Annotated in this window: 11 protein-coding genes, 2 pseudogenes and 1 riboswitch; of the genes and pseudogenes, 8 read left to right on the forward strand and 5 right to left on the reverse strand. The window is 66.0% G+C overall.

Annotated elements, in window-relative coordinates; genetic code table 11:
- Positions 1-38: 38 nt before the first annotated feature.
- The 7 genes and pseudogenes from P3L18_RS24165 to P3L18_RS24195 form a co-directional block, all read left to right on the forward strand.
- Positions 39-989: an AraC family transcriptional regulator gene (locus P3L18_RS24165; RefSeq protein ID WP_276115506.1), complete on the forward strand. Its 951-nt coding sequence runs from the start codon at positions 39-41 to the stop codon at positions 987-989.
- 61 nt (positions 990-1,050) lie between these two features.
- Positions 1,051-1,583 (forward strand): annotated as a pseudogene (locus P3L18_RS24170) (Uma2 family endonuclease).
- Between the two features lie 128 nt (positions 1,584-1,711).
- The gene (locus P3L18_RS24175) at positions 1,712-3,226 is read left to right on the forward strand and encodes a SulP family inorganic anion transporter (protein WP_079929292.1); all 1,515 of its coding nucleotides are present in this window, start codon (positions 1,712-1,714) and stop codon (positions 3,224-3,226) included.
- 362 nt (positions 3,227-3,588) lie between these two features.
- The gene (locus tag P3L18_RS24180; RefSeq protein WP_079929289.1) at positions 3,589-4,542 is read left to right on the forward strand and encodes a LysR family transcriptional regulator; all 954 of its coding nucleotides are present in this window, start codon (positions 3,589-3,591) and stop codon (positions 4,540-4,542) included.
- 228 nt (positions 4,543-4,770) lie between these two features.
- The gene (locus P3L18_RS24185) at positions 4,771-5,742 is read left to right on the forward strand and encodes a putative oxygenase MesX (protein ID WP_026920212.1); all 972 of its coding nucleotides are present in this window, start codon (positions 4,771-4,773) and stop codon (positions 5,740-5,742) included.
- Positions 5,743-5,768: 26 nt separating this feature from the next.
- Positions 5,769-6,797 carry a methionine synthase gene (locus P3L18_RS24190; protein ID WP_276115508.1) on the forward strand — a complete coding sequence of 343 codons (1,029 nt, stop codon included), beginning with the start codon at positions 5,769-5,771 and terminating at the stop codon, positions 6,795-6,797.
- A 10-nt stretch (positions 6,798-6,807) separates the two neighbouring features.
- A pseudogene (locus P3L18_RS24195) lies at positions 6,808-6,900 on the forward strand (DJ-1/PfpI family protein); the annotation flags it as partial.
- 96 nt (positions 6,901-6,996) lie between these two features.
- Here the strand turns inward: P3L18_RS24195 and metE are convergent.
- The 4 genes from metE to P3L18_RS24215 all read right to left on the reverse strand — a co-directional run bounded on the left by metE (position 6,997) and on the right by P3L18_RS24215 (position 12,608).
- Positions 6,997-9,285, reverse strand: coding sequence for a 5-methyltetrahydropteroyltriglutamate--homocysteine S-methyltransferase (gene metE / locus P3L18_RS24200; RefSeq protein WP_276115509.1), 2,289 nt, complete (start codon positions 9,283-9,285; stop codon positions 6,997-6,999).
- Positions 9,286-9,437: 152 nt separating this feature from the next.
- A riboswitch (cobalamin riboswitch) is annotated at positions 9,438-9,649 on the reverse strand.
- Between the two features lie 75 nt (positions 9,650-9,724).
- A complete protein-coding gene (uraH, locus tag P3L18_RS24205; protein WP_006367451.1) occupies positions 9,725-10,051 on the reverse strand; it encodes a hydroxyisourate hydrolase in 327 nt (108 codons plus the stop codon).
- A gap of 36 nt (positions 10,052-10,087) precedes the next feature.
- Positions 10,088-10,609 (reverse strand): 2-oxo-4-hydroxy-4-carboxy-5-ureidoimidazoline decarboxylase, encoded by a 522-nt coding sequence (uraD, locus tag P3L18_RS24210; protein WP_014359575.1) that lies wholly within the window; start codon positions 10,607-10,609, stop codon positions 10,088-10,090.
- A 10-nt stretch (positions 10,610-10,619) separates the two neighbouring features.
- Positions 10,620-12,608 (reverse strand): solute carrier family 23 protein, encoded by a 1,989-nt coding sequence (locus P3L18_RS24215; protein ID WP_079929295.1) that lies wholly within the window; start codon positions 12,606-12,608, stop codon positions 10,620-10,622.
- Between the two features lie 213 nt (positions 12,609-12,821).
- Between P3L18_RS24215 and P3L18_RS24220 the strand changes: the two genes are divergently transcribed.
- Positions 12,822-13,382: an NTP transferase domain-containing protein gene (locus P3L18_RS24220; protein ID WP_014359577.1), complete on the forward strand. Its 561-nt coding sequence runs from the start codon at positions 12,822-12,824 to the stop codon at positions 13,380-13,382.
- 5 nt (positions 13,383-13,387) lie between these two features.
- On the opposite strand, the gene P3L18_RS24225 is transcribed toward P3L18_RS24220, so the two are convergent.
- The gene (locus tag P3L18_RS24225; RefSeq protein ID WP_006367447.1) at positions 13,388-13,789 is read right to left on the reverse strand and encodes a hypothetical protein; all 402 of its coding nucleotides are present in this window, start codon (positions 13,787-13,789) and stop codon (positions 13,388-13,390) included.

A 13,789-nucleotide genomic window follows, 5' to 3' on the forward strand; every position in this document is an offset into this window, starting at 1 on the left:
CGATCCACATTGCGCGGCGAAGTCGTGAGGAGTGTCCGATGAGCCAGATCGAGCGGCTTCGCATCCCGGGGGATCCCGAGTGGGAAGCGGCGTCGGCGGCGGTGTCCGACGCGTATTTCCCGCATGAATTGAGTCCACGGGACGCGGGTGGGAACGCACTCGACGTCGACGTCGCGGTCACCGTGCTCGGACCGTTGCGTATCGCGCGGATCGGGTGGGGAGCCGAGGTGGCCATCCACTCCGACCATCCCGGCGCCTACGGCATCAACGTGCCGCTCGGGGGAGTCCTGGAAACCAGCGTCGCCGGGACCTCGGTGATTTCCACGAGTGGTCTCGCCACGATCAACCCGCCCGACACGCCCGCCGAGATCACCCGCTGGTCGAGTACCTGCACGATCGTCGGGGTCAAGATCGACCGTGACTTCCTGCAGCGCGAGGCCTGCCGGGTGACCGGGCGTCCGGACACGACGATCCCCGAACAGCTCGACCTGCACTCGCCGGAGGGGGCGAGCTGGTTCCGGCTGGTCCGGTCGATCGCCGGCCAACCCGCCGACGACCCGCTGCTGGCGAACCCGCTCATCGCCGAGCAACTCGCCGGCTCGTTGACCGACGCCTTCTTGTTGGCCGCGGTTCCCGACGACCCGGCCGAGCACACCCGCCCGCAACCGCGGATCGTCACCCGGGTGCTCGATGCGATGCGGGCCGATCCGGCTCGGCCGTGGACGGCCGCCGACATGGCGGAGGTGGCCGGGATCAGCGTGCGCCGCCTGCAGGAGGGGTTTCGTGACTACGTCGGCAAATCGCCGCGAGAATGCCTCACCGACATCCGATTACACCGTGTGCACGACGAATTGTGTTGCGAGGACGCGGATTCGGTGACCACCGTCGCGATGCGCTGGGGATTCACCCACACCGGCCGGTTCGCGGCGGCATTCCGCAAGAGGTACGGCGTGGCACCGTCCGATATCGCCCGCACGCGCGGGCGGTAGTTACCAGCCGAGGTCGGTCGTTCAGGACGCCGGGGCGCCGCATCGTCGTACCATGTGAGGCATGACCGCTGCACACGCCCAGCTCGGCTTGATGTCGCTGGATCAGTGGCGTGCGTTGCCCGAGGAACCCCGAGTACCGGGTCGAACTCCAGGAGGGCGTGCGCATCGTGTCGCCACGACCGACGAAGGCACGCGCGCGCCGTCTTCCGGCTGTGTGCCCAGGTCGACGAGGCGCTTCCGACTGGTTGGGAAGCGCTCCCGGAGGTCGAGGTGGTCATCGATCCTGCGACGCCGGCCACGGTCCGAGTCCCCGATATCGTCGTGTGTCGTAGCGATGCACCCGAACCTCTGGTCGCGGCGGACGTGGCGATCGCCATCGAAATCGTGTCGCCAGGCTCCCGACGGACTGATCACGTCACCAAGCGCAGCGAGTACGCCGATGCCGGGATCGCCCACTACAGGATCGTCGACCTGGGGCGGCCGACCACGCTCACCCCACTCACCCTCACCGACCACGGCTACTCCGGCGTTCCGGTGACCGGGCATCACACGTCGACCACGCCCTTTCCCCTGACCATCTCGCTCACCTTCTGACGTCGAATCACGAGCGTGCGAGCCGCTCCACACTCTCCGGTAAGGTGTGCCGGGTTGCGTGCCACCTGGTGATCCCGCGGTGACACCGGATGTCCATGTCCCGGCGCGCCGGAACGGAGTCCGAGCACATGTCCCCGCACGTGTCACTGTCCACGACGACCTCGCCCGCGCACGACCGGTCGGTATGGGCGGCCTTGCGTTCACCGCGACGGCTGCGCACCGAGGTTCTGGCCGGGCTGGTGGTTGCGCTCGCGCTCATCCCGGAGGCGATCTCGTTCTCGATCATCGCCGGTGTCGATCCGCGCGTCGGTCTGTTCGCCTCGTTCACCATGGCGGTCACGATCGCGATCGTCGGCGGCCGCCCGGCGATGATCTCCGCGGCCACCGGTGCGGTGGCCCTCGTCGTGGCACCACTGGTGAAAAGCCATGGGCTGCACTACCTCATAGCCGCCGTCATCCTGGCCGGGGTGTTCCAGCTCATCCTCGGCGGCCTCGGCGTCGCCCGGCTGATGCGGTTCATTCCGCGCAGCGTCATGGTGGGATTCGTCAACGCGCTGGCCATCTTGATCTTCGCTGCCCAGTTGCCCCATCTGATCGGCGTGCCGTGGCTGGTGTATCCGCTTGTCGCCGTGGGTGTTCTGATCATCGTCGGGTTGCCGAGACTGACGAGCGTCATCCCGGCGCCGCTCGTCGCGATCGTGGCGCTGACCGCGGTGACGCTCGCGGTCGGCTGGTCGGTGCCCGATGTCGGCGACGAGGGCAAACTGCCTGAGCACCTACCCTCACTGGTCCTGCCGGACGTGCCACTGACCTGGCACACGTTGTCGGTGATCGCGCCGTACGCGTTCACCATGGCGCTGGTCGGGTTGCTCGAATCGTTGATGACCGCGAAATTCGTCGACGACCTCACCGACACCCACTCCAACAAGTCACGCGAGGCGATGGGGCAGGGCGTGGCGAACGTGGTCACCGGATTCTTCGGCGGCATGGGCGGCTGCGCGATGATCGGACAGACCATGATCAACGTCAAGAGTTCCGGTGCGCGCACCCGGATCTCGACCTTTCTCGCCGGTGTCTTCCTGCTGATCCTGGTCGTCGGTCTCGGCGATATCGTCGCGCTGATCCCGATGGCCGCACTCGTCGCCGTGATGATCATGGTGTCGGTCGGCACCATGGACTGGCACAGCATCAACCCGACGACGTTGCGGCGCATGCCCAAGAGCGAAACCGCGGTCATGCTCGTCACCGTCGTCGTCACGGTGGCCACGCACAACCTGGCCTACGGCGTCGTCGTCGGTGTGCTCACCGCGATGGTGCTCTTCGCGCGACGGGTCGCCCACGTCACCGAGGTCGTCGTGGTGGATCACCCGGATCCCGACACGCGCGTCTATCAGGTGCGCGGAGAACTCTTCTTCGCGTCCAGCAACGACCTGGTCTACCAGTTCGATTACGCGGACGACCCGACGACCGTGATCATCGACATGAGCGAATCGCATATCTGGGATGCGTCCACCGTTGCGGCACTCGACGCGATCGTCACCAAGTACGCGGCAAAGGGCAAGAGCGCCACCATTATCGGGCTGAACCCCGACAGCGCCGAGCGGCTCGAGCGCCTCAGCGGGCACCTCGCGGGCGCCCACTGAGGCAGGCAAGCAGGGCGCGGGGAGCTCACTGGTGTCTCCTTGTGGTGTGGTCTGCCGGGGTGGCGGACGTCGAAGGGCTGGGGACCGGGCGAGGGTGGGGTGTCCGCCCCGTGGGGGCGGGCGTCGCCGGAGGCCAATTGTGCTGCGAGCGTGGCGAGTACAGGTTGCAGGACACGCGACAGCCGCCCGGTGTGGGTGGACGCCTCGGGCCCTCGGTCGGTCACCATCGGTCGACGTGCGCGCGTAGAAGGCGAGTGGGCTGCTGACCAGATGAGGAATTGAGGCGCCGAAGTGAACCGTCCTGGGTCTGGTGGAGACCGTGTGGACTTCGGATCTCCACGGCGGTTCGTTAGTCTTCTGGTATGGCACGGCACGCCGCAGGAGCGCTGCGTGGAATCACGCTGCAGCAGTTGCGCTACTTCGTGGAGGTGGCAGCGGAGGGATCGATCAGTGCCGCGGCGGACATGCTCTATGTGGCTCAACCGACCATGTCCGCCGCGCTCAAGGACCTCGAAAGCCGGCTCGAACGTTCACTGTTCGTCCGCTCGAACCGGGGAGTCACCCTCACCGACGACGGGGCGGAGTTCCTCGGCTACGCGCGCCAGGTCGTCGAGCAAGCGGAACTACTGGAACAGCGGTACCTCGGGCGCGGCCCCTCGCGCCGACTCCTCGCCGTTTCCACTCAGCACTACTCCTTCGTCGTCGACGCCTTTGCTCGTATGGTGAAAGCCTCTGAGGCTGCCGAATACGCGTTCAGTCTTCGCGAGACCCGGACTTGGGACATCATCGAAGATGTCCGCACTCTGCGAAGTGAAGTCGGCGTGCTCTATCGCAACGGTTTCAATGCAAACGTGATCAACAAGCTGCTCCGCGAAGCGGGGCTGACCTTTACGCCGCTGTTCTTCACGACACCGCACATTTTCATCGCCCGCACGAACCACCTCGCAGGCAAGAAGAGTGTCACGCTGAAGGATCTCGACGACCTCCCGCGGCTCACGTTCGACCAGGGCGGGAACAACTCGTTCTATCTCGCCGAAGAGATCCTCTCCACGCGTTCATCCAAGCAAGACATCCGAGTGAGCGACCGAGCAACCATCTTCAACCTGATGATCGGTCTCGGCGGGTACACCATCTCGACCGGCATCATCTCCGACGATCTGGATCCGTCGATAGTCGCTGTTCCGCTCGAGGTGGACGAGCGCATCGAGATCGGCTGGATCGGACATGCCTCGGTCTCGTTGACCGCCCAGGCCGAGCGATTCGTGGCGGAGATGCGCGATGTGGTCTCGAGTTTCGGAGTCGATCTGCTGGCATAGCTGATTCCTATCCCCAGGTATCGTGAAGTGTAATTAGGCTATGGAGACGCGCCTGCATACACTGCTGTCAACGCCGCTTCGGGCCACCGGCTCCCGAGTGCCATCGGTCGCGCCGATGGGCCCTCGACCATGGGAAGTCAGATCGAAGTGCTGCGTAACTCAGGCAGTGAATCATGCGATGGCGACCGTCGTTGAGCGCGGTGCAAGTGAATGGGGCATCTGATCACCATGACAAACGAATGTGTCTTCAGCATCGGTACGACGCGCTTCGACGAGGGCTACACCCCGTCGAGCAGCTCACGTGGAACGACGAACTTCGCGAATCTCGCACGCGGCGACGACCGTGAGCAGAATCTTCGCAACGCCGTGACGATGATGAACACCCGGGTCAATGAACTGCTCCACTGGGACAATCCGCGCGGTGACCGCTACGAACTCGAACTCGACATCGTCTCGGTGGACCTACATCTCGCCTCGGTAGGGGACGACGCCGCATTTCCGGTGATCGAGGTGCTCGACGTGGACATCGTCGAGACCGCCACGGGGACCCGTACCAAGGGCATCGTCGGAAACAACTTCTCCTCCTACATTCGCGACTACGACTTCAGCGTTCGGCTCCCCGGACACCAGGCGACGGGTGTCCCCAGCGACTTCGGCGATCTGCACGGGCAGGTCTTTCAGCGCTTCCTCGAATCGGACGAGTACCGCCAACGGTTCTCTCAGCCGCCGGTCATCTGCATCAGCGTCTCGACGTCGCGGACCTACACCCGCCTCACGAACCACCACCCGATTCTGGGGGTGGAGTATGTGTCGGACGCGCTGTCGCTCACCGATGAGTACTTTGGCAAGATGGGGCTCACGGTCCGCTACTTCATGCCTCCGGGTTCCGTTGCCCCGCTGGCCTTCTACCACCGCGGCGACCTACTCAACGACTACTCGTTCATCGCGCTTGCGGGAACGGTCGCGACGATGGAGACGTTCCAGAAGATCTACCGTCCCGAGATCTACAGCGCGAACACAGCGGCGGCACAGGTGTACCGGCCGAGTCTCGACTACGGCAACTACTCACTCCCGCAGGTGACTTACGACCGGGTCGAACGCACCCAGCTCGCGGCCACCCAGGGAAAATTTACCGAGGTGAGGCTCATGAAACCGTACGGCGATGTCCTTGCGCGTTGGGCGACAAAGCAATCGGCCTGATCGGCGCGAGAACTGAGGTATCCGAGATGAATGCACTCCTGCCCGCCACGATCGTCGGCAGCCTGCCCAAACCCGCGTGGCTCTCCGAGCCGGAGAAGCTCTGGTCCCCGTGGAAGTTACACGACGACGAACTGCGGCAGGGGAAGCTCGACGCCCAGACACTCGCGGCACACGATCAGAGTCGAGCCGGGCTCGACATCATCAGCGATGGTGAACAGACACGTCAGCACTTCGTGACCACGTTCATCGAGCACCTCAGTGGCGTCGATTTCGACCGCCGTGAAACCGTGCGCATTCGTGACCGCTATGACGCGAGCGTCCCGACGGTTGTCGGCGCGGTGAGTCGCGAAGAGTCGGTCTTCGCAGAGGATGCGAAGCGTCTTCGGGTCGAAACCGATCAGCCGATCAAATGGGCCCTCCCCGGCCCGATGACAATGATCGACACCCTCTACGACGACCACTACCGGAGCCGCGAGCAGCTCGCGTGGGAGTTCGCAACCATCCTGAACCAAGAAGCAAAGGACTTGCAGGCGGCCGGCGTCGACATCATCCAGATCGACGAGCCCGCATTCAACGTGTTCTTCGACGAACTCAAGGACTGGGGTATCGCGGCACTCGAGCGGGCCACCGAAGGACTGAGCTGCCGAACCGCCGTCCACATCTGTTACGGCTACGGCATCAAGGCCAACACCGACTGGAAGGCAACGCTGGGGCCCGAATGGCGCCAGTACGAAGAGTCGTTCCCACTATTGCAACAATCATCGATCGACATCGTGTCCCTGGAGAGCCACAACTCGCGGGTTCCTGTCGAGGTGATCGAACTACTCCGTGGTAAGACGGTCATGCTGGGAGCGATCGACGTGGCCAGCGACACCATCGAGACGCCGGCGGAAGTGGCAGCGACACTGCGCAAAGCACTCCCCTTCGTCGACAAGGACAAGCTCTACGCCAGCGGGAACTGCGGCATGGCACCGCTCGCACGTGGTGTCGCACGGCAGAAGATGGTCGCGCTCGCCCAGGGCGCCGCCATTCTTCGCAAAGAGCTCTCCTCCTAACCTCGGGCGTTCCGCGCAGTACGTGACCAGCGTCTGCACGGGATCGATCGCACTCGCCGCCGCGGGACTCCTCGACGGCCGACAAGCGACCTCACACTGGTCGGTGCGAGATCTGCCGACCGACCACGGAGCGAACCCGGGGTCGCACACCCGGGTCCTCCCGACCGGCCTCCGCAATCGGCTCAGCTGACTGTCCGGCTCAGTTGGCCAGTGCGCGTGCCGCTTTGGCCGCAGAGACCAGATTCGTCAGCGCCGCGGTCACCTCGGTGGTGCCGCGAGTCTTCAGACCGCAGTCCGGATTCACCCACAGGCGCTGCGGCCCGACGGCATCGAGCGCCGCGCGCAACGACGATTCGATCTCGGTGACGTCGGGGACACGCGGTGAGTGGATGTCGTACACACCCGGCCCGACGCCGTTGGCGAATCCGATGGCGTTGAGGTCGTCGAGGACCTCCATGCTCGACCGTGCCGCCTCGATCGAGGTGACGTCGGCGTCGAGCTCGGCGATCGCACCGATGACCTCGCCGAACTCCGAGTAGCACAGATGGGTGTGGACCTGCGTGGCGTCGTCGACGCCCGAGGTGGCCAGGCGGAATGCCCGCACCGCCCAATCGAGGTACGCGGGTTTGTCGGCGTCGCGCAGTGGGAGCAGCTCACGCAGGGCCGGCTCGTCGACCTGGATGATGCCGATACCGATCCGCTCGAGATCGATCGTCTCGTCCCGGATCGCGAGGGCGATCTGGTCGGCCGAGTCGGACAGGGGTTGATCGTCACGCACGAATGACCACGCGAGGATCGTGACGGGCCCGGTGAGCATGCCCTTGACCGGCTTGCCGGTCAGCGATTGGGCGTAGGCGATCCAGTCGACGGTCATCGGCGCCGGGCGGGACACGTCGCCGAACAGGATCGGCGGACGCACGCACCGAGTCCCGTAGGACTGCACCCAGGCGTGGGCGGTGGCGAAGAAGCCGTCGAGCTGCTCGGCGAAATACTGCACCATGTCGTTGCGTTCGGGTTCGCCGTGGACGAGCACATCGAGCCCGATCTCCTCTTGCAGCGCAACCACATCGGCGATCTCCGCCTGCATCCGACGGATGTACTCGGTGTCGTCGATCGCACCGGAGCGCAGCGCGGCGCGCGCCAGTCGGATCGCCGAGGTCTGCGGGTAGGAGCCGATCGTCGTGGTGGGCAACGGCGGGAGATTCAGCCGCTCGGTCTGCGCAGCCGCGCGGGCCGAGGCATCGCCGCGCGTGCGTTCGGCGTCGGTGAGGGCGGCCAGACGCTCACGCACCGCCGGATCGTGCACGCGCGGATCGGATTCGCGGGTGGCCAATGCGGCGGCAGCGGCATCGAACGCGTCGGCCTGAGACGGCCGACCGTGGCGCAACGCCCCCGACAGGATCGCGACCTCGCGGTACTTCTCGGCCGCAAAGGCCAGCCAACCGCGCAGGTTGTCGTCGAGTTCGGTTTCGGGTTCGACGGAATACGGCACGTGCAGCGTCGAGCACGAGGTGGACACCGCCAACGACCCCGCCGACCCGAGCAGGGTGCCCAGGGTGGCCAGCGCTTTCTCGAGATCGGTTCGCCAGATGTTGCGCCCGTTGACCACGCCGGCGACGACGTGCATGTCGGCCAGTTCGGGAACGTCGGCCACCGTATCGACGGAGCCCTCGATCAGATCGACGGCCACCGCCTCGATACCGGTGCGCGCGAGGGCGCGCACGCTGTCGCGGGCGTCGCCGAAGTACGTGGCGACGCAGAGTGCCGGTCGTGAGTTCGCTTGCGCGAGGGTCGAGTACACCGATCCGGCCAGCGCGGGGAGGCGTTCTGCGGCATCGGTGACCAGGATCGGTTCGTCGATCTGTACCCACTCGACCTCGGCCGCGGCAAGACGGGCCAGCAGGTCGAGATACAGCGGCAGCAGCTCGTTGGCGCGATCGAGCGGAGAGCCCTCGCCTGCGGTGTCGTGGGCGGATTTCGACAACGCGAGGAAGGTGATCGGCCCGATGACGACCGGGCGTGCGGTCACGCCGGCGGCCTGCGCCTCGGCCACCTCGGCGAGAACCTTCTCCGGGTGCAGGGAGAAGGCGGTGGCGTCACCGATCTCGGGCACGAGGTAGTGGTAGTTGGTGTCGAACCACTTGGTCATCTCCAGCGGTGTGACGTCGGCGGTGCCGCGGGCCGCCGCGAAGTAGCGGTCGAGGGGATCGGTGATGTGTGCGACCCGCTCGGGCAGGGCGCCGAGCAGCACGGCGGTGTCGAGCATCTGATCGTAGTAGGAGAAGGTGTTGACCGGAATCGAGTCGAGGCCGGCCGCCGTGAGCGCCGCGATGGTGTCGCGCCGCAGCCCGGCGGCCACGGTCTCGAGGCCGGCGGCGTCGATGCGCCCGGCCCAGTAGCTCTCGATCGCGCGCTTGAGCTCACGGTGTGGCCCGATGCGTGGTGTGCCGAGCACGGTGGCGGAAAACGGGGTCGTCCGTTGGGACATGGGTGGTGCACTCCTGCAATGGTTTCCGACGGTCCGTCGCCGTTGCAGGGCGTGCCGAAGGGACGCCGGAGAGAACGTGCACGGCATCCGCGCATCACCTGGCACTCGCTTCGACCTGCGCCCATTCCACGAGGCGACGAGCCACCGGCCGCGGCGCGGCCGGTACAGCAGGCAGGTCTTCGGACTCGTCGGCGGGCGACCATCAGGTCGCGGTCCTAGTGGCCGTCGCTTCCCGGACGCGTGCGTCCAGTGCTCGATGACGGCGGTCGTTCCGACATACCGCTGCGGGACAGTTCCGGATTCGCACCGGATTCCCTCTTACGACGCCGGACCCAGACGCGGGGCCTTCATGACATCGGAGGCCACGACGGACGGGGCGGCGAACCAACTGCACCGCCGAGCATAGAGGATGCCCCCGAATATCGGTGTGCGCGCCCGGTCAGCTACCGCGATAGGTGGAGTACGAGTACGGGCTCAGCAGCAGCGGGACGTGGTGATGCCGTTCGGGATCGTCGACGGTGAAGCAGATGTCGACCTCTGGGTAGAAACCCCGGATGTCGTTGTCGGCGAACCATTCTCCGGTGTCGAACACCAGATGGTAGATGCCGGGCACGAGCGGGTCGGTGTTCACCTGCGCGATGCGACCGTCGGAATCGGTGACGCCGGAGGCGACTTCGCCGCCCGCGGCATCCTGCAGGGAGACCCCGACGCCCACCGCGGGTGCACCGGAGACCGCGTCGAGGACATGGGTGGACAGACCGGTCATCTCGGTGGTTCGCTCCTCGTGGATCGACTGCGCTGCTCAGTCGTCAACATACTCGATCGCCGGGGTGAGCATGCGCTGCAGTCGACTTCGGTTGATCTTGGCCAACTCCATCCGCAGCACTCGCCGCTCGGTCGCCGGGTCGTTGCGCATCCGCTCCTTGAGGATGGCCAGCAACTCCGCCGCGGGCCGCCCATTGGCGAAGACAAGGTACACGTGCCCGAACTTCTCGTCGTAGGCCTTGTTGAGCTCCTTGAGTTCGGCCAACACCGCCGGATCGGCGCCGGTCACCCCGGACTGCTCACGCGTGGAGGACGCGTTGTCCGGGCGGTCGCCGATGCGGGGATGACCGGCCAGGGCCTCGTCGAGGTCGGCGTCGGTGAGCTCGGCCAGGATGAGGTCGGCATAGGAGAGCAGTGCCTCGTCGTCGGAGAACGGTCGGGCCTTGGCCACACGCAGCGCCCAGATCGACGAACTACAACACTCGTAGAGCGTGCCGATGGCCTGCCGTTCGGTCAGCTCGTTGAAACTGGGCAACCCGCGCCAGTCGACTCGTCGCACGCCGATCAGCCTAGGAGAGTTCGGGCTGACGGCCGAATCGCACCGACGTCAGCGGGTTGGCATCGGCAACCAGATCGTCGAAGCGATAGTTGACGATCTTGGCGATCTCGATGAGCGCGAACGACTTCTCGGAGGTCTCCGAGTTGTCCATGCGGGACCAGCCGTTGCGCAGCACGCGGTCGTAACGCTCGGTCTCGCGGGCACAGATCACCAACGGGAACCCGAAGTGCTCCCGATAGGCGGCAGCGAGATTCACGACGTTCTCGTGCTCGGTCTCCTCGAGGTGCGACAGACCCTTGTGGTCGACCGCGATCAGCTCGCCGGTCTCCTCGTCCTCGGCGCCGAGGTCGGGGAAGGCCTGGATGAGGTCGAGCTGCTGGGTGTCGCTGCCGGTCAGCATCGCCTCCTGGAAGGCGCTGCGCAGATCGTGTACGTCGTCGAAAGGCCGCTGCTCCCAAGCTCTGTCGAGAACCCAGTCGACGCCCTGCACAACCTCGCCGAAGGTCTCGCGGAACTTCTCCTTGCTCATGGTGTTCACCTCGTCGAGCGTGATCGAACCGCCTCCGGCGACGGCCGGTCCCTTGCTGCCGATGTGGAAGAACAGGATGTTCATCAGGATGGCGGTGATCGCGCCCATGGTGATGCCGGTGGAGAAGGGGATCTGCAGGATGCCCGGCACGGCGATGTCGACGCCGGGCAGTTCCGGGACCTTCACCTCCGCGCCCTTGTCCAGGATGGTCGTCGGGGCCGACGACTGCGAGAACTGGACGTAGAGGGCCACGGCGATGGAGGTCGCGGCGATCGACAGGTTGCGGTGGTCGGTGAAGTCGACGGTCGTCAGCGTCTGGATGCCGACGATGGCGACCGTCGCGAACATGATGAGTGCGGCGCCGCCGAGAACCGGGGAGGGAATCGACCCGACGATGTTCGCGGTCTTGGGCAGAACGCCCAGGATGATCATGATGCCGCCGGCGCAGGCGACGACGAACCGGCTCTTGACCCCGGTCATCCGGACCAGGCCGACATTCTCGGAGAACGCCGTGTACGGGAACGAGTTGAAGCTGCCGCCGATGATGGTGGCGATGCCGTCGGCGCGGACGGTGGCGGCGATGTCCTCCTTGCGGATGCGTTTGCCGACGATCTCGCCGGTCGCGAAGACCGAGCCCGTCGATTCCACCGCGGTCACCATGAGCACCACGATCAGCGACACGATCGCGATGAGATCGAATCGGGGCCATCCGAAGGCGAACGGCGGGGTGAAGCCGACCCAGCTCGCCTCGGCGACCCGGTCGAAGTGGGCGTCGCCGAAACACCATGCGACGAAGGTCATCACGCCGAGGCCGAGCAGGATCGAAATGGTCGCCCAGAAGCCACGGAAGAATCGCTGCATCAGCACGATCAGGACGATGGTGCAGATGCAGTAGACGACCCACCGGCCGTTGCCCGCATCGTGTGCGCCGGTCGCGCTGTTGGGGTCGGTCACCGCATCGCCCGCACCGACCGGGATCAGGCTGATGCCGATGATCGTGATGACGGTGCCGGTGACCACCGGCGGGAAGAAGCGGATCAGCTTGGCGAAGAACGGTGCGATCAGGAAGGTGAACACGCCGGCCGAGATCACCGCGCCGTACACCGTCAGCAGGCCGACCCGACCACCACCGTGATCGTTGGCGATCTTGATGACCGGGGCGAGCGTCGCGAAGGTGATGCCCTGCAGCAGCGGGAGCCGAACACCGATCTTCCAGATGCCGACCGCCTGCAGCAGCGAGGCGATGCCGCAGGTGAACAGGTCGGCGGTGATGAGCATGGTGAGCGCCTGATCGTCGAGCCCGATGGCGTTCGCGATCAGCAGCGGGACGAGGACGGCACCGGCGTAGAAGGCGACCACGTGCTGGAACCCGAGGGTGACGAGTTTGCCGAACGGTGGTACCTGATCGACCGGATGGACGCGCTTGCGGCGTCCCTGGGGGGCGGCGGCCGGAGCCGAATCCGTGGCCATCGACATACTCCTCGTGACGGTGAGATCATGGCTGCCGGTGAGCCGACGGCGTAGCGCACGTCCGGCCCACCGGCAGGTAAATAGTGGACCCCCACAACCGATTCGGCGACCGCGAGATCGTATATTGCGGCGGGGTAAATCGGGCATGGCCGACACCGGGACCTCGTTGGTTCGCCCGGCCGACGACAGCGGTGGGCGGGTGTATGGAGCCGAGTGGCGGAGGTGGATGCGATGGTGGTGGGAGCGGTGCTCGCCGCCGGATCCGGCCGGCGGTACGGAAAGCCGAAAATACTTGCCGAACAAGGTCTTTGGCTCGACAACGCTGTGCATGCACTGAGCGCGGGAGGGTGCCGGGAGGTGGTCGTCGCGATGGGTGCGGCGATCGTCACGCCGCCGAGTGGGGCGAAGGCGATTGTCGTCGAGGATTGGGTCGTCGGTCTGTCGGCAAGCGTGCGCGCGGTGCTGTGCGCGCCGGTGGTTCGCGAGGATTCGGGCGGTGTGGTTTTACATGTTGTTGACATGCCCGATGTCACCGCGGCAGTGGTTTCCCGGATCGTGAAAACCGCGGCGGGCGCACCGGGGAAGATCGTGCGCGCGGTCTACCACGGCCGGCCGGGCCACCCGGTCCATCTCGACGCCGGTCACCTCGACGGCGTCCTCGCCTCGCTCGACGGGGACGTCGGTGCCGCACGCTATCTCCGCGCGCATCCCGAGATCGTGGAATCGGTCGAATGCGGTGATCTGGCCTCCGGCGTCGACCGGGACGAACCGTAGCGGGCTCAGGGGGTCGGAATGGCGTCGGTGATCACCCCGTCGGCGACCGGATCGTCGTCGGAGGCGAGATCATCGACGACGAGATCCAGTGCGCCGCGCGCGAATCGGGCAACCGGCCCGACTGCGGCACCCAACACCGCACGATGACCGGTGCGGCAGCGGCCGACGATCGACGCCGACCCCGCCGTCGGGAGGACGCCGATGACGGCCAGGAGTTCACCGGTGGTCGGTTCGCATACCGCCCACACGAAACCGGTGTCGTCGCGCCACGCGGCATCGGTGGCGGCGACATAGGCCGCGGGATCGGCGATCCCCAGATCGGACAACGCCGGGACGTCGGTGATCCGCTCGTCGGCACGAAGCCCACGCAGATACCACGCCCCGGCGTTGATCTCGACGGGTTCCAT

The organism is Gordonia sp. N1V, from assembly GCF_029269935.1.
Lineage (GTDB): Bacteria > Actinomycetota > Actinomycetes > Mycobacteriales > Mycobacteriaceae > Gordonia > Gordonia polyisoprenivorans.